Source organism: Nocardioides kongjuensis (genome assembly GCF_013409625.1).
Taxonomy (GTDB): domain Bacteria; phylum Actinomycetota; class Actinomycetes; order Propionibacteriales; family Nocardioidaceae; genus Nocardioides; species Nocardioides kongjuensis.
Map to the genome: position 1 here is coordinate 2,010,615 of NZ_JACCBF010000001.1, position 22,886 is coordinate 2,033,500.

General features: G+C 71.4%; 22 protein-coding genes. 1 reads left to right on the top strand and 21 read right to left on the bottom strand.

Annotation, left to right across the window (positions count from 1 at the left end):
* Positions 1-9 precede the first annotated feature (9 nt).
* Positions 10-3,186 (top strand): SNF2-related protein, encoded by a 3,177-nt coding sequence (locus BJ958_RS28480; protein WP_179726644.1) that lies wholly within the window; start codon positions 10-12, stop codon positions 3,184-3,186.
* Positions 3,187-3,300: 114 nt separating this feature from the next.
* Here BJ958_RS28480 and BJ958_RS09725 read toward each other — a convergent pair whose 3' ends face one another.
* The 21 genes from BJ958_RS09725 to BJ958_RS09825 form a co-directional block, all read right to left on the bottom strand.
* On the bottom strand, positions 3,301-4,716 hold the full coding sequence (locus tag BJ958_RS09725; RefSeq protein ID WP_179726645.1) for a DHA2 family efflux MFS transporter permease subunit: 1,416 nt from the start codon (positions 4,714-4,716) through the stop codon (positions 3,301-3,303).
* A 9-nt stretch (positions 4,717-4,725) separates the two neighbouring features.
* Positions 4,726-5,169, bottom strand: coding sequence for a DUF2550 domain-containing protein (locus BJ958_RS09730; protein ID WP_179726646.1), 444 nt, complete (start codon positions 5,167-5,169; stop codon positions 4,726-4,728).
* An 18-nt stretch (positions 5,170-5,187) separates the two neighbouring features.
* Positions 5,188-5,595, bottom strand: a complete 408-nt coding sequence (locus BJ958_RS09735; protein ID WP_179726647.1) for a F0F1 ATP synthase subunit epsilon — start codon at positions 5,593-5,595, stop codon at positions 5,188-5,190.
* Between the two features lie 2 nt (positions 5,596-5,597).
* Positions 5,598-7,052: a F0F1 ATP synthase subunit beta gene (gene atpD, locus BJ958_RS09740; RefSeq protein WP_179726648.1), complete on the bottom strand. Its 1,455-nt coding sequence runs from the start codon at positions 7,050-7,052 to the stop codon at positions 5,598-5,600.
* A 33-nt stretch (positions 7,053-7,085) separates the two neighbouring features.
* The gene (locus BJ958_RS09745) at positions 7,086-8,003 is read right to left on the bottom strand and encodes a F0F1 ATP synthase subunit gamma (RefSeq protein ID WP_179726649.1); all 918 of its coding nucleotides are present in this window, start codon (positions 8,001-8,003) and stop codon (positions 7,086-7,088) included.
* Between the two features lie 3 nt (positions 8,004-8,006).
* Complete coding sequence (gene atpA / locus BJ958_RS09750; protein ID WP_179726650.1) at positions 8,007-9,644, bottom strand: F0F1 ATP synthase subunit alpha; 1,638 nt, start codon at positions 9,642-9,644, stop codon at positions 8,007-8,009.
* A gap of 61 nt (positions 9,645-9,705) precedes the next feature.
* Positions 9,706-10,512 (bottom strand): F0F1 ATP synthase subunit delta, encoded by an 807-nt coding sequence (locus tag BJ958_RS09755; RefSeq protein WP_218865674.1) that lies wholly within the window; start codon positions 10,510-10,512, stop codon positions 9,706-9,708.
* Complete coding sequence (locus BJ958_RS09760; protein ID WP_179726651.1) at positions 10,512-11,075, bottom strand: F0F1 ATP synthase subunit B; 564 nt, start codon at positions 11,073-11,075, stop codon at positions 10,512-10,514. Before BJ958_RS09760 ends, BJ958_RS09755 begins: the two co-directional genes overlap by 1 nt.
* A gap of 45 nt (positions 11,076-11,120) precedes the next feature.
* Entirely contained in the window at positions 11,121-11,339 is a 219-nt protein-coding gene (gene atpE / locus BJ958_RS09765) for an ATP synthase F0 subunit C (protein WP_036542107.1), read from the bottom strand.
* Between the two features lie 64 nt (positions 11,340-11,403).
* Entirely contained in the window at positions 11,404-12,201 is a 798-nt protein-coding gene (gene atpB / locus BJ958_RS09770) for a F0F1 ATP synthase subunit A (RefSeq protein WP_273517840.1), read from the bottom strand.
* 16 nt (positions 12,202-12,217) lie between these two features.
* Complete coding sequence (locus BJ958_RS09775; protein ID WP_179726652.1) at positions 12,218-12,481, bottom strand: AtpZ/AtpI family protein; 264 nt, start codon at positions 12,479-12,481, stop codon at positions 12,218-12,220.
* Positions 12,482-12,511: 30 nt separating this feature from the next.
* Positions 12,512-12,958 carry a hypothetical protein gene (locus BJ958_RS09780; RefSeq protein WP_179726653.1) on the bottom strand — a complete coding sequence of 149 codons (447 nt, stop codon included), beginning with the start codon at positions 12,956-12,958 and terminating at the stop codon, positions 12,512-12,514.
* A 70-nt stretch (positions 12,959-13,028) separates the two neighbouring features.
* Positions 13,029-14,231, bottom strand: coding sequence for a glycosyltransferase family 4 protein (locus BJ958_RS09785; RefSeq protein ID WP_179726654.1), 1,203 nt, complete (start codon positions 14,229-14,231; stop codon positions 13,029-13,031).
* Positions 14,224-14,958 carry an L-threonylcarbamoyladenylate synthase gene (locus BJ958_RS09790; protein WP_343052629.1) on the bottom strand — a complete coding sequence of 245 codons (735 nt, stop codon included), beginning with the start codon at positions 14,956-14,958 and terminating at the stop codon, positions 14,224-14,226. Before BJ958_RS09790 ends, BJ958_RS09785 begins: the two co-directional genes overlap by 8 nt.
* Positions 14,955-15,839: a peptide chain release factor N(5)-glutamine methyltransferase gene (prmC, locus tag BJ958_RS09795; RefSeq protein ID WP_179726656.1), complete on the bottom strand. Its 885-nt coding sequence runs from the start codon at positions 15,837-15,839 to the stop codon at positions 14,955-14,957. Before prmC ends, BJ958_RS09790 begins: the two co-directional genes overlap by 4 nt.
* A gap of 2 nt (positions 15,840-15,841) precedes the next feature.
* Positions 15,842-16,915: a peptide chain release factor 1 gene (prfA, locus tag BJ958_RS09800; protein WP_179726657.1), complete on the bottom strand. Its 1,074-nt coding sequence runs from the start codon at positions 16,913-16,915 to the stop codon at positions 15,842-15,844.
* Between the two features lie 167 nt (positions 16,916-17,082).
* Positions 17,083-17,298 (bottom strand): 50S ribosomal protein L31, encoded by a 216-nt coding sequence (gene rpmE / locus BJ958_RS09805; RefSeq protein WP_141798226.1) that lies wholly within the window; start codon positions 17,296-17,298, stop codon positions 17,083-17,085.
* A 124-nt stretch (positions 17,299-17,422) separates the two neighbouring features.
* A complete protein-coding gene (gene rho, locus BJ958_RS09810; RefSeq protein WP_179726658.1) occupies positions 17,423-19,348 on the bottom strand; it encodes a transcription termination factor Rho in 1,926 nt (641 codons plus the stop codon).
* Between the two features lie 190 nt (positions 19,349-19,538).
* The gene (gene thrB / locus BJ958_RS09815) at positions 19,539-20,453 is read right to left on the bottom strand and encodes a homoserine kinase (protein ID WP_179726659.1); all 915 of its coding nucleotides are present in this window, start codon (positions 20,451-20,453) and stop codon (positions 19,539-19,541) included.
* 5 nt (positions 20,454-20,458) lie between these two features.
* Positions 20,459-21,541, bottom strand: coding sequence for a threonine synthase (gene thrC, locus BJ958_RS09820; protein WP_179726660.1), 1,083 nt, complete (start codon positions 21,539-21,541; stop codon positions 20,459-20,461).
* 2 nt (positions 21,542-21,543) lie between these two features.
* Positions 21,544-22,848: a homoserine dehydrogenase gene (locus BJ958_RS09825; protein WP_179726661.1), complete on the bottom strand. Its 1,305-nt coding sequence runs from the start codon at positions 22,846-22,848 to the stop codon at positions 21,544-21,546.
* Between the last annotated feature and the right edge of the window lie 38 nt (positions 22,849-22,886).

The window sequence follows — 22,886 nt, forward strand, 5'->3', positions numbered from 1 at the left end:
GAGGGAACCGTGGACGTCCTCGCCGAGCTGACCGACGACTTCCTGGCGCGCCACTTCGACGCCGGGACACTCGAGCGCGCCCGCGACATCGTGGCCGCCGGCGGCGTACGACGCCCCGAGATCGGCATGCGCTCGGCAGCGTCCGTGACCGCGACGGCGGAGGTGCTCGGGAGCCGGGAGACGCCGTACCAGGTCCAGCTCCACGTCGAGGCGCCCAACGCCAGCTACGCGGGCTGGGTGTTCACCGTGTGCACCTGCCCCGTGCGCTCGGTGTGCAAGCACGGCGCCGCGCTGGCCCTGACCCTGCGCCAGACCTTCACCCAGCCGGCCGGCGAGGCCGCGTGGCGCCGTTCGGTGGAGCGCCTGGTGGGCGAGCTCGAGCGGCAGCAGCCGTCGGTGCGCGAGGAGGTGCCGCTGGCGCTCGAGGTCACCCTCGACCGCGGCCGCGGCAGCTATCGCTCCGCCGGTCCGACGCTGCGCGTGCGACCGCTGCGGCAGGGCAGGAGCAAGCCCTGGATCAAGAGCGGCGCGGAGTGGAGCGAGGTCGGCGGCAGCCCGCGCGGGTTCGTCCAGCGGCAGGCCGACGCGCTCGCTGCGCTCCACACCCAGTGGGCCGGGCACCGCGGCTACTCCCCGGCCGGGCTCTCCCCCGCCCTCGACGAGTTCGGCGACCAGGTCGTCCGCGCGCTGCGCAACGCCCGCGACGCCGGGGTCACGCTGCTGGCGGCGCGGCCACTGGTCTCGGTCGAGGTGGCCGACGAACCGGCCGAGGTCGTGGCCGAGCTCGGCGACGTCGACGGCGGCACGACGATGCGCGCGGTCGTCACCCTCGGCGAGCGGACCTGGCGCGACGAGTCGGTGGTGCTGGTCGGCTCCCCCGCGTCGGTCGTCGGGCTGCTCGACGACAGCGGCCACCTCGTCATCGCGGCGACCACGACCCCCGTGCCGCCCGCCCTGCGCCACCTGGTCGACGGACCGCCGATCCTGGTCCCGCCTGCCGACCTCGCCGACTTCCGCGAGGCGCTGCCCGGCCTGATGCGGCTGGTGCCGGTGCGTGCGGACGCCTCGTCGGTCGAGCTGCCCGAGCCGCTGGCGCCGACGCTCGTGCTGACCGTCTCGTGGCACACCTCGACCAAGGCCGGCCTGGCGTGGCACTGGCAGTACGGCGACGACGCCGAGCGCAGCTGCCCGCTCGCCAGCAGCGAGTCCCTCGGCGGCGTGCGCGACCGCGCGGCCGAGCAGGCGCTGCTCGCGACCGTCCCGCCCGGACTCCTGCAGGTCTCGACGGTGACCGACGGCGACGCCCTGACCCTGGCCATCCACGACCTGCCCCACCTGCGCGAGCTCGACGGCGTCCGGGTGGTCGAGGAGGAGCGCCCCGACTTCCGCGAGGCCGACGTCGCGCCCGAGATCCGGTTCGACCTGGTCGAGCCGGAGTCCGGGTCCAGCACCACCGACTGGCTCGACCTCGCCGTCACGGTCAGCGTCGACGGCGAGCAGATCCCGCTTCCCGACGTGCTCGCCGCGCTCACCCTCGACCTGGAGTTCCTGGTCCTGCCGAGCGGCCTGTACGTCACCACCGACCGCCCCGAGCTCGACCGGCTGCGGGAGGTGGTCACCGCGGCCGCCGAGCTGCGCGAGCGCGAGGGCAACCGGATCGGCATCGGCCACCACGACCTCGGCCTGTGGGCCCAGCTCGCCGAGACCGGGCTGGTCGACGCCCAGGTCGCCGAGTGGGTCGAGCGAGCGCAGGCGCTGCGCGACCTCACCGACATCCCGCGGCCCGAGCCGCGCGGGCTGGTCACCGACCTGCGCAGCTACCAGCGTGAGGGATTCTGGTGGCTGGCGTTCCTGTGGCAGCACGGCCTCGGCGGCGTCCTCGCCGACGACATGGGTCTCGGCAAGACGCTCCAGGTGCTGGCCCTGATCACCCATGCCCGAGCCGAACGACCCTTCGACGCGCCCTTCCTCGTCGTCGCCCCGACCAGCGTCGTCACGGCCTGGGCCACCGAGGCCGCACGGCACGCGCCCGGGTTGCGCGTCGCGGTCGCGGCTCGTCGTACCGACGACGTGGCGGCGCTGGCGCGTGAGCACGACGTCGTGGTGACGACGTACACGCTGCTGCGGCTGGCCCACGAGGAGTACGCCGACCTCGCATGGTCCGGCCTGGTGCTCGACGAGGCACAGCAGGCCAAGAACCACCAGAGCAAGACCTACCAGGCAATCCGCACGATCACCGCGCCGTTCCGGCTCGCCGTGACCGGCACGCCGTTCGAGAACCGGCTGATGGAGCTGTGGTCGCTGCTGTCGATCACCGTGCCCGGGCTGTACCCGTGGCCGCGCACGTTCCAGGAGAAGGTCGTACGGCCGGTCGAGCGCGACGCCGACCAGGTGGTGCTCGACCGGTTCCGTGCCCGGATCAAGCCGTTCCTGCTGCGGCGCACGAAGGAGCTGGTGGCCGACGACCTGCCGCCCAAGCAGGAGCAGGTGCTGCAGGTCGACCTCGAGCCGGCCCACCGCAGGATCTACGACACCCACCTCGCCAAGGAGCGCCAGCGGATCCTCGGGCTGGTCGAGGACTTCGACCGCAACCGGGTCGCGATCTTCAGTGCGCTGACCAAGCTGCGCCAGCTCGCCCTCGACGCCGCGCTGGTCGACGACGAGCACGAGACGGTCGGCTCGGCCAAGCTCGACGTGCTCGTCGAGCACCTCGCCGAGATCACCGCGGAGGGCCACAAGGCGCTGGTGTTCAGCCAGTTCACCTCGTTCCTGACCCGGGTCCGCTCGCGTCTCGACGACGTGGGGATCGCGACGACGTACCTCGACGGCACGACCCGCGACCGCGCCGGCGTCATCGACAAGTTCCGTTCCGGCGACTCCCCCGTCTTCCTGATCTCCCTCAAGGCGGGCGGCACCGGCCTGACCCTCACCGAGGCCGACTACGTCTTCGTGCTCGACCCGTGGTGGAACCCCGCCGCCGAGGCACAGGCCGTCGACCGCGCCCACCGGATCGGCCAGACCCGCCACGTCCACGTCTACCGGCTGGTCGCGACCGACACCATCGAGGAGAAGGTGATGGAGCTCAAGGCCCGCAAGGCAGAGCTGTTCGCCCAGGTCATCGACGGCGACGGGGCGATGAGCACCTCGATCGGGGCCGAGGACATCCGCGGGCTGTTCGAGGACTGACCTGGTCTTTTGGGGACTGTCCGTCGGGCCTGGTCGGCAGGAGAATCCGGACCATGAGGACCGTCGCGCGGCTCGTCGTCCCCGACCGGACAGCCGGGGCGACGTCCGCCGTGGTCAGGGTGCGGGTGCGGCGCTGACGTCCGGAGCAGGGTTGCGGATCAGCAGCCAGGACAGCGCGCCCCCGGCGGCCAGGAGGCCGGCACAGCACAGCATCGCGGTGCGGTAGCCGGCGTCGAAGATCTCCGGGCGCTGGTAGTCGGCGCCGCCCAGCCCGACGACCAGGGGCAGGGCTGCCACCGCGAGCAACGAGCCGGCGCGAGCGACCGCGTTGTTGACGCCCGAGGCGACGCCGGCGTGCTCGTCCGGCACGGCGGCCAGCACCGCCGCGGTCAGCGGGGCGACGAGCGCCGCGAGCCCGAGCCCGAACACGGTCAGGGGCAGCGCGACCTCGGTCCAGTAGTCGAGGTCGGCGTCGATGCGGCTGAGCAGCAGGGTGCCGGCGGCGCACAGCAGCGGACCGACGGTCATCGGCAGCCGCGGGCCGATCCGGCCGGCGAGGGCACCGCCACGACCGGCGAGCAGCAGCATCACGAGGGTGATCGGGAGCGTGGACAGGCCGGCCTCGAGCGGGCCGAGGCCGGCGACGGTCTGCAGCTGCAGGACGAGGAAGAAGAGGACGCCGCCGAGGGCGGCGTACGTGAGCAGCGTCATCGCGTTCGCTGCGCTGAACTGCCGCGAGGCGAACAGGCCGGGCGGCAGCAGGGGCGCGTGCGAGCGGCGCTCGTCGAACCAGAAGGCGACGGCCGACACCAGACCCACCAGGAGCGCGACCACGGCGACGGTCGGCTCCGTCGTCCACTCGATCAACCCGTAGGTGAGACCGCCGAGGCCGAGAGCGCACAGCGCCGCGCCGGAGAGGTCGAATCCCCGCACGGCCGCCGGGTCGCGGGTCTCCGGCACCTTGCGGGCGACGAGGAGCGTCAGCACGGCGACGGGCAGGTTGATCAGGAACACCCAGCGCCAGCTGACCTGCTGGACCAGCCAGCCACCGAGGAAGGGACCGATCGCAGTCGCGACGCCACCCAGCCCGGACCAGGTGCCGATCGCGGTCGAGCGGTCCGACGGCGCGAACGCACCCTGGATCATGGCGAGGCTGCCGGGCACGAGCAGCGCCGCGGCCACACCCTGAGCGACCCGGGCGAGGATCAGCACGGAGGCCGTCGGGGCGAGACCGCAGGCGACCGAGGTGAGCGCGAAGCCGAGCACGCCGGTCATGAAGATCCGGCGTCGCCCGAACCGGTCACCGAGCGAACCGCCGAGCAGGGTCAGCGAGGCGAGGCTGAGCAGGTAGCCGTTGGACACCCACTGGAGCTCGCCGAGGCTGGCGTCGAGATCCTCGCCGATGCGGCGCAGCGCGACGTTGACCACGGTGCTGTCGAGCAGCGCGAGGGAGGAGCCGAGGATCGCCGCGGCGAGGACCGTGCGTCCGGTCCTCGACCCGACGGTGACCTCGGCGCAGGTCGGATCCACAGACGGAGACTAGCGCCGGTTCCAGTCGGTGCCGGGCGGCATCGCCTCGAGCCAGGCCTGGAAGCCGGTCAGCGACGAGACGCTCATCGCCAGCTCCACCTCGCCCTGCGGCGAGTGGCAGCGGATCACGAGGTGGTCGGGGTAGAGCGAGGCCTGCTCGGTGCCGACGGGCTCGCGGCGGCCGTCGTAGGAGAGCTCGTCACGCCGCCAGGACCGCTTCGGCCGCGGCGAGAGGGTGAAGACGCGGAACCACTCCAGCGTCTCGCCGGAGTACCGGCCCAGACCGAGCATCCAGCCCCGCTGGGCCGAGGAGGTGCGGTAGCGGTGGCTGAGTTCGAAGGTGCCACCGTTCCGGGAGAGCGTACGGCGCCGGACGATGAGTCCGGCGCCGTACAGAACACACAGCAGCAGGAGCGCGCCACAGATGTCGAGCAGCCACTCCCACCATGCCATCTGCGTATCAGTGACCTTCTACGAGACCTTCTCCGCGGCGCGGATCCGCGCCTCGGCGTGACGGACACGCTGCTCCGCCTCGTTGCTCGAGTCGAGCAGCCGCTTGGCCTCCTCGAGGTCGATGCGCGCCTGGGACACCTCGATGTCCTCGGCGAGCTCGACCCGCTCGGCCAGGATCGACACGCGGTCGTTGGCCACCGAGAGGAAGCCACCGTCGACGGCGACGACCACCAGCTGGTTGGAGTTCGCGACCTGGATCTCGACCACCGAGGCGGAGAGCAGCGACAGCGTGGGCGCGTGTCCGCGCAGCACGCCGATGTCACCCTCGAGCGTGCGCGCGATGATCATCGCCGCCTCACCGGACCACACGGTCCGGTCGGCAGCGACGAGCTCGACGTGCAGGTGCTCGACCGTCGTGTCAGCCATGATCAGAGGCTCTTCTGGATCTCGGCCCAGTTGCGCTCGACGTCGTCGAGACCACCGCACATGAAGAACGCCTGCTCGGCCACGTGGTCGTACTCACCGTCGGCGATCTTGTTGAACGCCTCGATGGTCTCGGCCACGGGCACGGTCGAGCCCTCGATGCCGGTGAACTGCTTGGCGACGTAGGTGTTCTGCGAGAGGAACCGCTGGATACGACGCGCGCGGGACACGATGATCTTGTCCTCCTCGGAGAGCTCGTCGACACCGAGGATCGCGATGATGTCCTGGAGCTCCTTGTTGCGCTGCAGGATCTGCTTGATGCGGATCGCGCAGTCGTAGTGCGCCTGACCGATGTACTGCGGGTCGAGGATCCGCGAGGTCGAGGTCAGCGGGTCGACGGCCGGGTAGATACCCAGCGACGCGATCTCACGGGAGAGCTCGGTCGTCGCGTCGAGGTGCGCGAAGGTCGCGGCCGGGGCCGGGTCGGTGTAGTCGTCCGCGGGGACGTAGATCGCCTGCATCGAGGTGATCGAGCGACCACGCGTCGAGGTGATCCGCTCCTGCAGCGTGCCCATCTCGTCGGCCAGGTTGGGCTGGTAGCCCACGGCGGACGGCATGCGGCCGAGCAGCGTCGACACCTCGGAGCCCGCCTGGGTGAACCGGAAGATGTTGTCGATGAACAGCAGCACGTCCTGGCCCTGGACGTCGCGGAAGTACTCCGCCATCGTCAGCGCCGACAGGGCGACGCGCAGACGCGTGCCCGGCGGCTCGTCCATCTGGCCGAAGACCAGGGCGACCTTGTCGAAGACGCCGGCCTCCTGCATCTCGACGATGAGGTCGTTGCCCTCACGGGTGCGCTCGCCGACACCGGCGAACACCGACACACCGCCGTGGTTCTTGGCGACGCGCGCGATCATCTCCTGGATGAGCACGGTCTTGCCGACGCCGGCACCACCGAAGAGGCCGATCTTTCCACCGGTGACGTACGGCGCGAGCAGGTCGATGACCTTGATGCCCGTCTCGAACATCTGGGTCTTCGACTCGAGCTGGTCGAACGCCGGCGCCTTGCGGTGGATGCCCCACCGCTCGTTCACCTCGACGGTCTCGCCCGCCTCGAGGTTGAGGAAGTCACCGGTGGCGTTGAACACCTTGCCGAGGGTGACGTCGCCGACGGGGACGGTGATCGGGCCGCCGGTGTCGCTCACCGTCTGGCCGCGGACCAGGCCGTCGGTCGGCTTGAGGGAGATGGCGCGGACCATGCCGTCGCCGATGTGCTGGGCCACCTCGAGCGGCAGGACCGTGGTCTCGCCGTCGAGGGTGATCTCGGCCTCGAGCTTGTTGTAGATGTCGGGCATCGCGTCGGTCGGGAACTCGATGTCCACGACCGGGCCGATGACCCGAGCGATCCGACCCACCGAGGCCGCACCGCTCGCGGTGGTCTCTTCAACCGTTGCAGTCATGTCTTACTCCGTTTGGTGTTTTCTCTGGTGGGTTCAGTCGTTTGCGGCGGCCTGGGCGTCGGCGAGCGCGTTGACGCCACCGACGATCTCGCTGATCTCCTGGGTGATGCCCGCCTGGCGCGCCTGGTTGGCGATCCGGGTGAGCTTCTTGATCAGCTCCTCGGCGTTGTCCGTCGCGGCCTTCATCGCCTTCTGGCGCGCGGCGAGCTCGGAGGCGGCCGCCTGCAGCAGGCTGTAGAAGATCCGGCTCTGGACGTACTGCGGCAGCAGCCCGTCCAGCACCTGCGCGGCCGACGGCTCGAACTCGTAGAGCGGCAGCAGCTCGTCGGCCTCGGGGGCCTCCTCGCCCTCGACGACCTCGAGCGGCAGCAACCGGATCGCGGTCGGCTCCTGGGTGAGCATCGAGCGGAACCGGGTGTAGACCACGTGGACCTCGTCCACGTCGCCCTCCTCGCCCTGCTCCTTGAGGAACGCCTCGATCAGCGCCGCGCCGATCTCCGCCGCCTTGTCGTAGGTCGGCTGGTCCGAGAAGCCGGTCCAGGCCTGGACGAAGGGCCGCCCGCGGAACTTGAAGTACGCCTCGGCCTTGCGACCGGCGAGGTAGAAGTCGATCTCCTTGCCCTCGGAGCGCAGCCGCTCGGTGAGCCGCTCGGTCTCCTTGATGACGCTCGAGGAGTAGGCACCCGCGAGGCCGCGGTCGCTGGTGATGACCAGCACGGCGGCACGCTTCGGGTTCTCCTGCTCCCGCGTCAGCGGGTGGTCGACGTTCGAGAACGTCGCCACCGCCGACACGGCTCGGGTCAGCTCCCGGGCGTACGGCGCTGCCGCCTGAGCCCGCTGCTGCGCCTTGATGATCCGGGACGCAGCGATGAGCTCCATGGCGCGCGTGATCTTCTTCATCGACTCCGTCGACTTGATCCGCGCGCGGTACTCACGCAGCGATACGGCCATGCGTCAGCCCCGCTTCTGCTTGACGATCTGCTCCTGCTCGAGCTCGTCGTCGGCAAGCGCCTCGGCCTCGGGCTCGTGCCCGACCTTGATGCTGCCACCCTCGGAGGTCTCGAACTGGCCCAGGAAGGAGTCGTACGCCGCCGCGAGACCGTCCTCGTCCTCGAACTTCTGCGTCTCGCGGATGGCGGCCAGCAGGCCGTCGTGCGAGCGGTGCAGGTAGTCGAGGAACTCACGCTCGAAGCGCAGCACGTCGCCGGTGTCGACGGCGTCGAGACGACCCGAGGTGCCGAGCCACAGGGACACGGTCATGTCGGCCAGCGGGTACGGCGAGTAGGCCGGCTGCTTGAGCAGCGCCATCAGCCGCTGGCCACGGGCCAGCTGCTGCTTCGACGCGGCGTCGAGGTCGGAGGCGAACATCGCGAAGGCCTCCATCGCGCGGTACTGCGCGAGGTCGACCTTGAGCGAGCCGGTGACGGCCTTCATCGCCTTCGTCATCGCGGCGCCACCCACACGGGAGACCGAGATGCCGACGTCGATGGCCGGGCGCTGGTTGGCCGCGAACAGGTCCGACTGCAGGAAGATCTGGCCGTCGGTGATCGAGATGACGTTGGTCGGGATGAACGCCGAGACGTCGTTGGCCTTGGTCTCGATGATCGGCAGACCCGTCATCGAGCCGGCACCGAGCTCGTCGGACAGCTTCGCGCAGCGCTCCAGCAGGCGGGAGTGCAGGTAGAAGACGTCACCCGGGTACGCCTCACGGCCCGGCGGACGACGCAGCAGCAGCGACACGGCGCGGTAGGCCTCGGCCTGCTTGGTCAGGTCGTCGAACACGATGAGGACGTGCTTGCCCTGGTACATCCAGTGCTGGCCGATGGCCGAGCCGGTGTAGGGCGCGAGGTACTTGAAGCCAGCGCTGTCGGACGCGGGGGCGGCGACGATGGTGGTGTACTCCAGCGCGCCGGCCTCCTCGAGGGCGCCACGCACGGAGGCGATGGTCGAGCCCTTCTGGCCGATGGCGACGTAGATGCAGCGGACCTGCTTGGCCGGGTCGCCCGACTCCCAGTTCTGCTTCTGGTTGATGATCGTGTCGATCGCGACCGTCGTCTTGCCGGTGGCGCGGTCGCCGATGATCAGCTGGCGCTGGCCGCGGCCGATCGGGGTCATCGAGTCGATGGCCTTGATGCCGGTGGCGAGCGGCTCGTGGACCGACTTGCGCGCCATGACGCCGGGGGCCTGGAGCTCGAGAGCCCGGCGTCCCTCGGTGGCGATCTCGCCGAGGCCGTCGATCGGCTTGCCGAGCGGGTCGACGACGCGGCCGAGGTAGCCCTCGCCGACGGGGACCGAGAGGATCTCGCCCGTGCGGCGGACCGTCTGGCCCTCCTCGATCTTGTCGAAGTCACCCAGGATGACGACACCGATCTCGCGCTCCTCGAGGTTGAGCGCGAGGCCGAGCGTGCCGTCCTCGAACTCGAGGAGCTCGTTGGCCATCGCCGACGGCAGACCGCTGACGCGGGCGATGCCGTCACCGGCGGAGGCGACGATGCCGACCTCTTCCTTGCTCGCGGCCGCGGGCTGGAAGTCAGCGACGTACTTGGCGAGGGCGTCGCGGATCTCGTCCGGACGGATGGAGAGTTCCGTCATCTCTGGTGCCTTCTCTCTTGTCTACAGCTGTGAAGTCGTGGGTGGTACGGCGATCGCGGGGTCAGCCGGCGATCTTGCGGCGGGCGTCGTCCAGGCGGGCGAGGACGGTTCCGTCGATGACGTCGTCCCCGATCTCGACCTTCATGCCGCCGATCACGCCGGCGTCGACGACGATGTTGAGGTGCACCGGGCGGCCGTACTGGCGCGTCAGTGCGGCGGCGAGGCGCCGCTGGTCGGACTCGGTGATCGGACGGGCGACGTGGACCGTGGCCACGCCCTCGCCCTGCACCTGCGCCGCGGTGCGCTCGTAGTCCTCGAGCGCGGCGACGACGGTCCGGTAGGAGCCCGCGAGCGCCTGCTTGACCAGCTGCACGGTCGTCGGGAGCACCTTGCCGGTGAGCAGGGTGTCGACGAGCGCGCCCTTGTCGGCCACCGAGCGCAGCGGGTCGGACAGCGCGTCGCGCAGGCCGTGGTCGCGGTTCACCAGCTGGCGCACGGCGAACAGCTCGTCGACCAGGGTGTCGGCCTGCAGGCCGACCGACCGGACGGCGGCGATGACGCCGAGCTGCTCCAACGCGTCGGCGAGGTCGCGGGTGCGGGTCCAGCGCCGGCCGGCCGCGTCACGCAGCACACCGAGCGTGGCCGCGTCGACCTTGCCGTTGAAGAGGTCGCCGACCAGGCCCGAGCGGGCCTCGGCCGGAACCGACTGGTCGGTGACGACCCGGCGCAGCGCCGCCTCGTAGCGCACGGTGCGAGCCGCGGAGAAGAGGTCGCCGGACACCACCGGGGCCGACGCCTCGGCCACCCCACCGACGAGGTCGGTGAGGGCGGCCATGGCGTCTGCGGAGGCGCCGCGGAAGGACACCATCAGGCGTCCTTGCCCGCGTCGGCGGCCTCGGCCGTCTCGAGCTCGGCGAGGAACCGCTCGACGACGCGAGCCTGGCGCTCGTCGTCCTCCAGCGACTCACCCACGATGCGACCGGCGAGACCGGTGGCGAGGGAGCCGACCTCGGCACGGAGCGAGGTGACCGCCTGCTGGCGCTCGGCCTCGATCTGCGCCTTGCCGTGCTCGAGGATGCGGGCGGACTCGGCCTGGGCCTGCTCCCGCATCTCGGCAACGATCGCGGCACCCTGCTCGCGCGCCTCCTCGCGGATGCGTGCGGCCTCGTGACGGGCGTCGGCCAGCTGCTGCTCGAGCTCGGCCAGCTTGGCGTCCGCCTCGGCCTGCTTGGTCGCAGCCGCGGCGATGCCGCCCTCGATCGCCTGCGAGCGCTCGGCGAACGTCTTCTCGAAGTTCGGGACGACGAACTTCTTGATGGCGAAGAACAGGATCGCGAACACGACGAGGGCGAGCACGACCTCGATCCACTCGGGGACGAGCGGGTTGTGCTCCTCGCCCTCAGCGGCGGCGATGACCAAAAGTGACTTCATGGACCTGACCTAGATCTCGAGCTGACAGGAGGCGGCCGGTTCGGCTCAGGTGTTGCTGGCCTTGAGGACGAACGCCAGGGCGATGCCGATGATGGCGAGGGCCTCGGCGAGCGCGAAGCCGAGGATCGCGATCGACTGGAGGCGGCTCTGCGCCTCGGGCTGGCGGGCAACGCCGTTGATGTACGCGGCGAAGATGAGACCGATGCCGATACCCGGGCCGATGGCAGCCAGGCCGTAACCGATCATGTTGAGAGAGCCACCCATGGCTACTTTCCTTTCGGGTTGTTTTCTCTTGGTGAGAACTGTGGGTTGTGGTCGGGGCGGAGCGTCAGTGCTCGTCGGCGAGCGCGCCCTGGATGTACATGGCGTTCAGCAGGACGAACACGTAGGCCTGCAGGAACTGGACCAGGATCTCCAGGAAGCTCACCAGGATCGCGAGCACCCACGCCAGCGGGCCGGCGACGTACCCGATCCCTCCGACGTGCTCGATGAGGTAGAGGCCGCCGGTGGCGAAGAGCACCAGCAGGATGTGGCCCGCGAACATGTTGCAGAACAGACGCAGGGCCAGCGTGACCGGGCGGACCAGGATGTTGGAGAAGAACTCCAGCGGGACGAGCAGCGGGTACATCGCCGGGCTGACGCCCGACGGCACGCTCTGCAGCTTGAGGTAGCCGAGCAGGCCGTGCTTGGCGATGCCGACGCCGTTGTAGACCAGCCAGGACAGGCCGGCGAGCGCGTAGGCCATGCCGGCGCGGCTGAACGTCGGGAACTGGATGAACGGGATGCTGGCGAACAGGTTGTTGACCAGGATGAAGAAGAAGACCGTGACGAGGTACGGCACGAACTTCTGGAAGTCGTGGCTGCCGATGATGTCGCGTGCCACGCTGTTGCGGACGAAGCCGTAGGCACCCTCACCGGCGAACTGGAGCTTGCCGGGGACCAGCGCGCGCTTGCGCGAGGCCATGAAGAAGAAGCCGAACACGAGGATCGCCGCGAGGAACAGCTGGACCATCGGCTTGGTGACCTCGGACCCGGCGATGCCGGGGAGGTCGAAGATGCTGGGGCCGGGCGCGTGGAACGTCTCGCCACCCTCGGCGGCGATGGTGGCGCTGGCTGCGGTGATCACCAGGTCTCCTCTACGGTCACTGCTCGTCTGAACTGTCGGGCTTCGGGCTGTCGGGTGGAACTGGTGGTGCTGGTGGGGCAAGCGGCATCGTGCGGAAGCGCCGGGCCGTCATGAAGATCCCCAGCGCAGCACCCGCGAGAATGCCCACCGCAACGAGGAACGTCGTGCCCAGCCAGCGGTCTGCCAGCCAGCCGAGGAAGCCGTAGAACGCGACCCCGGCCACGACGTAGCCGAACGCATGCCACGGATCGCCCTGGGGCTTCTCCTCGGGCTGACTCATTGCGCCCCGGACAATAGCAGTCGCTCCGGGTCATCGCGCACCGCCCTCGGCCGGGGCCGCGGGACGCGGCTCGAAGGCCGGGATCCGGGCCGTCGTGGCGAGCACGATCTGCACCGTCATCCACACGAAGGCGCCGAGGATGATGGCGATGCCGACCCACGTGCTGTCGAGCTCGTCGTCCAGCAGGCCGGACTCGTTGAGCGCGACGAACACCAGGGCCATGGCCACCACCTGGAAGGTGTAGGTGACCATCGCGAACAGCAGCGAGGCGGTCGGCATCAACCGCGAGACCAGCTCGACGGCGAAGGAGCCGAAGGCGAACACGCCGACGGCGATCACTCCCCCGACGGCGGCGCCGAGCGCTGCGGGCGAGCCGGCGACGAGAGCGGCGACCACGACGAGGAGCACCGCGGCTGCGGCGGCCACCAGGGCCGCACGCAACACCACGTGGTGTGTCCGGGTCTCGGTCGTCAGCATCGGCGGCCGTTCTGCTCGGGTGCGTCCTGGGCGGTCCCGGAGACTGCTCTCCGGGAGTTCGTGAAAGTTATCACAAAGTCCCGGAGGGCTCCGAATCGGGAGCGGTCCCCGGCTCCTCGACGGGCTCCTTCGGCGTCACGACGGGGTCCTTCGACGCCTCGGCCGGGTCGTTGACGTGGGGCAGCGCGAAGGTCAGGGCGAGCGTGACGAGCAGGCTCACGCCGAGGGCGGCCCAGACGGCAGGGCCGGTGAAGACGCTGGCCAGGACCACGCCGAAGGCGATCAGGCCGGCCCACAGCCACATGATGATCACCGCTCGGCGGTGGGAGTGCCCGATCTCCAGCAGCCGGTGGTGGAGGTGCTGCTTGTCGGGGGCGAACGGCGAGCGCCCGGCCCGCGTGCGTCGTACGACGGCCAGGACGAGGTCGCCCAGCGGCACGATCAGGATCAGGATCGGCAGCGCGAACGGCAGCAGCACGGGCAGCAGGCTGGAGCGGGTGCCGTCGGCGCCCTGGGCGAGGTCGCCGGGGGCGAACTGGGTGGTGATGGTGATCGCGGTGGCCGAGAGGACCAGGCCGATCAGCATCGAGCCGCTGTCGCCCATGAACAGCCGGGCCGGGTGGAAGTTGTGGACCAGGAAGCCCACGCAGGCGCCGGCCAGCGCGGCCGACAGCAGCGCTCCGGTCGTGGCCCGGCTGACGTCGTTGAGGACCGAGAGCGCGTAGCAGAACAGGAAGAAGGCGGACGCGCTGATGCCGATGACGCCGGCCGCCAGGCCGTCGAGCCCGTCGATGAAGTTGACCGCGTTGACGGTCGCCAGGACGACGAAGGCGGTGAGCAGGGCCCCCTGGGCCAGGTCGAGCGAGAAGACCTCGCCGGTGGCCTGGTAGAAGTACTTGAACTGGATGCCGGCGTACACCAGCACCCCCACCGCCAGCACCTGGCCGCCGAACTTGGTGAGCGCGTCGAGGTCGAAGATGTCGTCGACCACACCGACCGCGCAGACGAGGGTCCCTGCCACCAGCACGGACAGCGCGTCGTCGGAGAACGGGTTGCGTGTGCTCAGGAAGGGCAGCTGCTGGGCGACCAGGTAGGCCGCCCAGAGCCCGCCGAGCATCGCCAGGCCCCCGAGGTACGGGATCGGCTCGGCGTGGACGTCGCGGTCACGCACCTTCGCGACCGCGCCCGTGCGCAGTGCGATCTCCCGGGCGACGACCGTCAGCAGGTGGGTGACGATCGCGGCGACGAGGAAGACGACGAGGTACTCACGCATCGGTGGGCGCGGCCTCCTGGCCCTCCGGCTGGTCGGGCTGGTCGGGCTGGTCCGGCTGGTCGGGGTCGGGCTCGACCTGGACGGTGATGCCGAGGTCGGCGAGGGCGGCGTCGAGGTCCGCGACCGGGATCGCGCCCAGGCGCAGCAGCCGGGGCCGCTCGCCGGTGGCGTCGACGATGGTGGACGGCACGCCGCCGGGCGAGGCGCCGGCGTCGACGACGACCGCGACCGACTCCCCCAGCATCGCGATCGCCGCGTCCGCGTCGAGCGCGGCCGGGCTGCCGGACAGGTTGGCCGAGCTCACCGCGAGCGGACCGGTGCGGTCGAGCAGCTCGCGGGCCACGGCGTGGTCGGGCATCCGGATCGCGACCGTGCCGCGCGTCTCCCCCAGGTCCCACTGCAGCGACGGCTGCTGGTGGCACACGAGCGTCAGTGCGCCGGGCCAGAACCTCTCGACCAGCGGCGCGACGTACGACGGCACCCGGGTCGCGAGCGCCTCGAGGGTGCCCTTCGTGCCGACCAGCACCGGCGGGGGCATCTCGCGGCCGCGGCCCTTGGCGGCCAGCAGCCGCGCGACGGCGTCGGGGTCGAAGGCGTCGGCACCGACGCCGTAGACGGTGTCGGTGGGGAGCACGACCAGGCGGCCCAGCCGGACGGCACGGCTCGCCGCGTCCAGCGCCGCCTCGCGCTCATCGTCGGTCTCGGTCGGGAACCGCTCGGCACTCACGCGCTCCATCCTTCCACTGCGTCCTCGCCGTGGCGCGGGCGGCGTGCCGTGGTGAACCGCGGCCGGTCGGCGAGGTCGCGGTGGTCGCGGACCTCCTCCCAGCGTGCGCCCCTGCTGAACACGGCCGGCGCGGACTCGCCCTGGACGTCGGCGTGCTCGACCCCGACGACCCCTCCGGGCTTGAGCAGGACCAGGCCGCGGGTGGCGATCACCCGGATCGCGTCGAGCCCGTCGTCGCCGGAGAACAGGGCCAGGTGCGGGTCGTGGTCACGAGCCTCGACCGCCACCGACTCCCACGCCTCCAGCGGCACGTAGGGCGGGTTGCTCACGAGGACGTCGACCCGGCCGGCGAGGTCGTCGAAGGCGGTCGCGAGGTCGCCGAGCCGCAGCTCGACGCCCGTGCCGGCGAGGTTGCGCTCGGCCCAGGCGTGGGCCGGCGGGTCCAGCTCGACGGCGTGCACCTGCGCCTGCGGCACCTCGTCGGCGATGCTCTTCGCGATCACTCCGGAGCCGGTGCACAGATCCACGACCACCGGGGTCTCCCCCGTCGCCGCGATCGCGCGCGCATGGTCGATGGCCCAGCCGGCCAGCAGCTCGGTCTCCGGGCGCGGGACGAACACACCGGGCCCGACCTCGACCTCGACGTGGCGGAACCAGGCGACTCCCAGGAGGTGCTGCAGGGGCTCCCGGGCGGCACGCCGGGCCAGCAGGTCGTCGTAGCGCCGGGCGTGGTCGGGGGTGAGGTCGGGCGCCAGGAAGAGCTGCCCTCGGGTGGTGCCGAGCACGTGGGCGAGCAGCTCCCCGGCGTCGTGCTCGGGGCTCGCGACGCCGGCAGCCCGGAGCCGGTCGGCGGCGTCGCGGAGCAGCTCCCGGGTGGTCACCCTCAGTCCTCGAGGGCGGCGAGCCGGGCGGCCATGTCGGCCTCGACGCAGGAGTCGAGGACCGGCTGGAGGTCGCCGTCGAGCACCTGGTCGAGGTTGTAGGACTTGTAGCCGGTGCGGTGGTCGGAGATCCGGTTCTCCGGGAAGTTGTAGGTGCGGATCCGCTCGGAGCGGTCCACGGTGCGGACCTGGCTGCGGCGGGCGTCGCTGGCCTCGGCGTCGGCGGCCTCCTGGGCGGCCTGGAGCAGCCGCGCCCGCAGGATGCGCATCGCCTGCTCCTTGTTCTGCAGCTGCGACTTCTCGTTCTGGCAGCTCACCACGATGCCGGTCGGCAGGTGCGTGATCCGTACCGCCGAGTCGGTCGTGTTGACGCTCTGGCCACCGGGCCCCGAGGAGCGGAAGACGTCGATGCGCAGGTCGTTCTCGTTGATCTCGACGTCGACCTGCTCGGCCTCCGGCATCACCAGAACGCCGGCGGCACTGGTGTGGATCCGGCCCTGCGACTCGGTGACGGGCACCCGCTGGACGCGGTGCACGCCGCCCTCGTACTTGAGCAGGGCGTACGGCGTCTGGCCGGGCTCGACGCTGCCGGAGCTCTTGACCGCCACCGTGACGGACTTGTAGCCGCCGAGGTCGGACTCGGTGGCGTCGAGGACCTCGGTCTTCCAGCCGCGGCGCTCGGCGTAGCGGCTGTACATGCGGAGCAGGTCGCCGGCGAACAGCGCGCTCTCCTCGCCGCCCTCCCCCGACTTCACCTCGAGCAGGACGTCCTTGTCGTCGGCCGGGTCGCGCGGCACGAGCAGGCGGCGCAGCCGCTCGGCCGCGTCCTCGCGCTGGGCCAGGAGGGTCTCGACCTCCTCGGCGAACGCCGGGTCGTCGGCGGCCAGCTCACGCGCGGCGTCCGCGTCGTCGCCGTACCGCTGCCACTCGCGCCAGGCCGCGATCACCGCGTTGAGCTCGGCGTAGCGGCGGTTGAGGGTGCGCGCCAGCCGGGCGTCGGCGTGCGTCTCCGGCAGCGCCAGCCTCGACTCGAGCTCGGCGTGCTCGGCGAGCATGCCCTCGACGGCTTCGAACACCTGGGACTCCTCGGTTGGTACGCGGTGCAGGAATCGCCGCTTCAGCGGCGATTCCCTCGCTTCCTGGCCCTTGCAACGGTCAAGAAGCGCAAGGAACGGTCAGGAAGTGCGGACAAATGACGAACGCCGGTCCATCCCCGTGGGGACGGACCGGCGCTCGGAGACGGCTACTTCTTGCCGACGTTGGCGTAGCGGGCCTCGAACCGGGCCACGCGGCCGCCGGTGTCGAGGATCTTCTGCTTGCCGGTGTAGAACGGGTGGCACTGCGAGCACACGTCGGCGTGGATCGTGCCGGACGTCGCGGTGCTGCGGGTGGTGAACGAGGCGCCACAGGTGCAGGTCACCTGGGTCACGACGTACTCGGGGTGGATGTCCTTCTTCATGGTGTCCTCTCACGGGGGTCCGGGTCGCACCACGGGTTGTGGGGCGTGAACCGGAGCCAACAGTCGATTCTACGGGGGACGGCCACGCCACCCAAATGCAGGGCGGCCGCTCCCGGCGCGACGATCAGTCGCGCTGCACGCGGAGCAGGAACTCGTAGTTGGTGCGCGAGGCCTTCAGCCGCTGCAGCAGGGCTGCGTGGGCCTCGGACCGGTCGCCCTCGGCCAGCTCGCGGCGCAGCTTCCAGACGATCTCGAGCTCCTCCTTGCCGAGCAGCAGCTCCTCGCGGCGGGTGCCCGAGGCGACCACGTCGATGGCCGGGAACAGCCGCTTCTCGGCGAAGTCGCTGCGCAGGCGCAGCTCGAGGTTCTCGGTGCCGCGCAGCTCCTCGAAGATCACCTCGTCCACGCGGGAGCCGGAGTCGACGACCGCGGTGGCGAGGATGGTGAGCGAGCCGCCGTTCTCGATGTTGCGGGCCGCACCGAAGAACCGCTTCGGCGGGAACAGCGCCGACGAGTCGACGCCGCCCGACAGGATCCGGCCGCTGGCGGGGGCCGCGAGGTTGTACGCGCGGCCGAGCCGGGTCAGTCCGTCGAGCAGGATCACGACGTCGTGGCCGAGCTCGACCAGGCGCTTGGCCCGCTCGACGGCCAGCTCGGCGACGGTGGTGTGATCGATCGCCGGGCGGTCGAAGGTGCTCGCGATGACCTCGCCCTTGATCGAGCGCTCGAAGTCGGTGACCTCCTCGGGTCGCTCGTCGACGAGGACGACCATGAGGTGGCACTCGGGGTTGTTGGCCGTGATCGCGTTGGCAATCGACTGCAGCAGCGTCGTCTTGCCGGCGCGGGCGGGCGAGACGATCAGGCCGCGCTGGCCCTTGCCGACGGGCGCCGCCATGTCGATGAGCCGACCCGTCAGGTCGTCCTGGCCGGTCTCGAGGCGCAGCCGCTCGGTCGGCGAGACCGGCGTGAGCTGGGTGTACTCGACCCGGTTCTTCGCCTGCTCCGGGTCGACGCCGTTGACCGACTCGATGCGGACCATCGGGTTGAACTTCTCGCGGCGCTCGCCGTCGCGGGGCTGGCGGACCTGGCCGGCGATCGCGTCGCCGCGGCGCAGGCCGTACTTGCGGACCATCGAGAGCGACAGGTAGACGTCGTCGGGTCCGGCCAGGTAGCCGGCGGTGCGGACGAACGCGTAGTTGTCGAGGACGTCGAGGATGCCGGCGGCCGGCACCAGGACGTCGTCCTCGCGCACCTCGGTGTCGGGCTCGCGGCCCGCACGGTTGGTGCGGTCGCGGTCGCGGCCGCGGCGGCGGCGGTTGCGGCGGCTGCCGCCCTCGCCGTCGCCGTCGTCGTCGACGTCGTCGTGCTCACCGGCCGCAGCGGCAGCCGCGGCGCGCGCCTGGTCCTGCTGGTTCTGCTGGTTCTGCTGGTTCTGCTTGTTCTGCTGGTCCTGCTTCTGCTGGCCGCCCTGCTGCTTCTGCTGCTGGTTCTGGCCGGCCTGCTGGTTCTGCTGGTTCTGCTTCTGCTGCCGCTGGCCCTGCTGCTTGTGCTGCTGGCCCTTCGGCTCCTCGGCCTTCGGCTGGTCGGCCTTCGGCTGGTCGCCCTTCTCGGCCTTCTGCTGCTCGGGCTTCTCCCGGGACTGCTCGACCTGCCCGCCCTTGGGCTGGTCGTCCCTGGGCCGCTCGGCCTTCGGCTGCTCGGCTGCCGACTGCTGCGCCTTCGGCTGGTCCGCCTTCGGCTGGTCCGACGTCGGCTGGTCCGACGTCGGCTGGTCCGACTTCGGCTGCTCGGCCTTCGACTGGTCGGCCTTCGACTGCTCGGCCTTGGCCTTCGGCTGCTCGGCCGGCGCGCTGCGCTGCGTCGCCGTACCGGCCTGGGCGGCCTTGATCGCGTCGACGAGGGCGGCCTTCTTCATCGAGCCGGCGCCGCGGATGCCCATGCCGTTCGCCATCGCCTTGAGGTCGGCGAGCAGCATGGCGTTGAGTCCACCGGTGCGCTTCTTCGGGGCCGCGGCAGCGGCAGGCGCGGTGGATTCGGAAGTTTCGGTCACGTGAGTCCTTCCCACGTATCTCGTGGGTTCCACGGTCGAACGACGGCGGAACGCGCACTGGTCTGGTCCTGCGAAGGTCCGTCCGGCCGAGGGCCAGACGTTCCTGGAGAGGGGCGGGGCGAACCCGCCGGGGCGCCGAGAACTGCGGCGCTGCGTCAATGTACCACCACGGTGGCGGGGATCACGGGGCTCAGCGGTCGTCCGGCGCGGCGCCGGTGCCGCTGACGGCCAAGGCGTGCCCGCCCCACCCCTCGGGGCAACGGGCGAGGAGCTCCTCGGTCGCGACCGAGCCGGGGCCGTCGGTGAAGGCCAGCACGGTGGGGCCGGCACCGGAGATCACGGCCGGTATGCCGTCGGCGCGCAGGGCCTCGACGAGGGCGAGGCTCTCGGGCATCGCGGGCCGGCGGTACTCCTGGTGCAGCCGGTCCTCGGTGGCCCGCAGCAGCTCCTCGGGGTGCCCGGACAGGGCCGCGACGAGGAGGGCGGCGCGTCCGGCGTTGGCGGCCGCGTCCGCATGGGGTACGTCGGCCGGCAGCAGCCCGCGGGCGGCCTCCGTCTCGACCGGGGTGGTCGGCACGAAGACGACCGCACCGACGCGGGGGTCGACGCTGCCGGGGACCGCCCAGAACGAGCCGTCGGCGTCCTGGCCGGAGATGACGAAGCCTCCGAGCAGCGCCGGGGCGACGTTGTCGGGGTGTCCCTCCATCCGGGCGGCGAGGTCGAGCAGGGCGGCGTCGTCGAGGAGCAGGTGCCCGCCGGCGACCAGCTCGCGGGCCAGCCACACGCCGGCGACGATCGCGGCCGACGACGAGCCGAGGCCGCGAGCGTGCGGGATGACGTTGGTGCAGGACAGCCGCAGGCCGCTGGGCTGCTGGCCGAGGCGGTCGAACGTGGCGCGCATCGCGCGGACCACGAGGTGCCGCTCGTCGAGCGGGACCTGCCCCTCGCCGTACCCCCGGACCTCGACGACGAGTCCGTCGGGCAGCACCTCGGCCTCGAGCCGGTCGTGCAGGTCGAGGGCGAGGCCCAGCGTGTCGAACCCGGGACCGAGGTTGGCCGACGTCGCGGGCACCCGGACCCGGACCGGGCCCTCCACGAAGGTCATCGGGCTCAGAGACCTGCGGCCGCAGCGGCGGCGTCGACGTCGGCGTCGACCACGACGTCGGGCAGGACGAGCCCGTCCAGCGCCGTGGCGATGTCCTTGAGGCCGTGGCCGGTGACCGTGATCGCGACGGTGGTGCCGGTGTAGGACTCCCCCGCCTCGAGCTCGGCGAGCAGGCCGGCGATGCCGGCGGCCGACGCGGGCTCGACGAAGACGCCGTCGTTGGCCGCCAGCGCCTTCTGCGCCGCGAGGATCTGGCCGTCGGAGACGGCGGCGAACCGGCCGCCGGACTCGTCGCGGGCCGCCTCGGCGAGCTTCCAGGACGCGGGGTTGCCGATCCGGATCGCGGTGGCGCGGGTCTCGGGATCGGGGAACGGCTCGCCGGTCACCAGCGGCGCCGCACCCTCGGCCTGGAAGCCGCGCATCACCGGCTTCTTCGTGGCGCGGCCGAGGCCGGCGTACTGGGTGTAGCCGAGCCAGTACGCCGAGATGTTGCCGGCGTTGCCGACCGGCAGCAGGTGGTAGTCGGGGGCGTCGCCGAGGAAGTCGACGATCTCGAAGGCGGCGGTCTTCTGGCCCTCGAGCCGGTGCGGGTTGACCGAGTTGACCAGGGCGACGGGGTACTTCCACGCCATCTCGCGGGCCATCCGCAGGCAGTCGTCGAAGTTGCCACGGACCTGGATGACCTGGGAGCCGTGCAGCACGGCCTGGGCCATCTTGCCGGCGGCGATCTTGCCCTCGGGCACCAGCACGATCGGGGTGACGCCGGCCTTGGCGGCGTAGGCGGCCATCGACGCGGACGTGTTGCCGGTCGAGGCGCACACGACGGCCTTGGCGCCCTCGTGGACGGCGACGGACAGGGCCGTGGTCATGCCGCGGTCCTTGAAGGAGCCGGTCGGGTTGTTGCCCTCGACCTTGAGCCACACCTGGGCGCCGGTCAGGCCGGAGAGCCACTCGGAGTGGACCAGCGGGGTGCCACCCTCACGCAGCGTCACCGCCGGCGTGTCCTGGGGGATGTCGAGGAGCTCGCGGTACTCCTCGATGACGCCGCGCCACTGACCGTTGGCCTGGCCGTTGGGGGTGTTGCTCATGCTCACTCTTCGGTTCCCTCGACGCGCATCACCGAGGTGACCTCGCGCACGATGTCCATGTCACGCAGGTGGTCGACGGTCGCGGCCAGCGCCGCGTCCGTGGCCTCGTGCGAGACGACGACGAGCTGGGCATCGTCGCCCCGCCCCTCCTGACGAACGGTCTGGATGGAGACGCCGTGCTCGGCGAAGGCCAGCGCCACCGCCGCGAGCACGCCCGCCTTGTCGTCCACGTCGATGGCGACGTGGTAGCGGGTACGGGTCTCCCCCATCGGCAGCACGGCCCGGTCGGCGTACGCCGACTCGCCGACGCCGCGCGTGCCCTGGCGGTGGTTGCGCGCGACCGTGACGAGGTCGCCGAGGACGGCGCTCGCGGTCGGCGAGCCGCCGGCGCCGGGACCGTAGAACATCAGCTGGCCGGCGGCCTCCGACTCGACGAAGACCGCGTTGTAGGCCTCGCGGACGCTGGCCAGCGGGTGCGACCTCGGGATCATCGCCGGGTGGACCCGGACGCTGACCGCCTCCTCGCCGTTGTCGTCGGTCCGCAGCTCCGCGATCGCGAGCAGCTTGACGACGCTGTCCATCTCGCGCGCCGAGCGGACGTCTCCGGCGCTGACCTCGGTGATGCCCTCGCGGTGCACGTCGTTGGCGGTCACCCGCGAGTGGAACGCCAGGCTCGCCAGGATCGCGGCCTTCGCGGCCGCGTCGAAGCCCTCGACGTCGGCGGTCGGGTCCGCCTCGGCGTACCCGAGCGCCTGGGCCTCCTCCAGCGCGTCACCGAAGCCCGCGCCCGAGGTGTCCATCTTGTCGAGGATGAAGTTGGTCGTGCCGTTGACGATGCCCAGCACCCGGGTCACCTTGTCGCCGGCGAGCGACTCGCGCAGCGGGCGCAGGATCGGGATGGCGCCCGCGACGGCCGCCTCGTAGTAGAGGTCGCGGCCGGCCTTCTCGGCGGCCTCGAACAGCGTCGCGCCGTCCTCGGCGAGCAGCGCCTTGTTGGCGGTGACGACCGACGCGCCGTGCTCGAGCGCGGACAGGATGAGGGACCGTGCCGGCTCGATGCCGCCGATCACCTCGATCACCACGTCGACGTCGTCGCGGGCGACCAGCGCCGCGGCGTCCGTGGTGAGCAGCCCGGCCGGCACCTCGACCTCGCGGGGGCTGTCGAGACGTCGTACGGCGACGCCGACCAGCTCCACGGGGGCCCCGACCCTGGCCGCAAGGTCGTCGGCCTGCTCACCGAGCAGCCGCACCACCTGCGACCCCACGGAACCGCAACCGAGCACGGCAACCTTGAGAGGACTGTTCACCCGCTGATCGTATCGGCGGCAGCGGAGCGTCCCGTCAG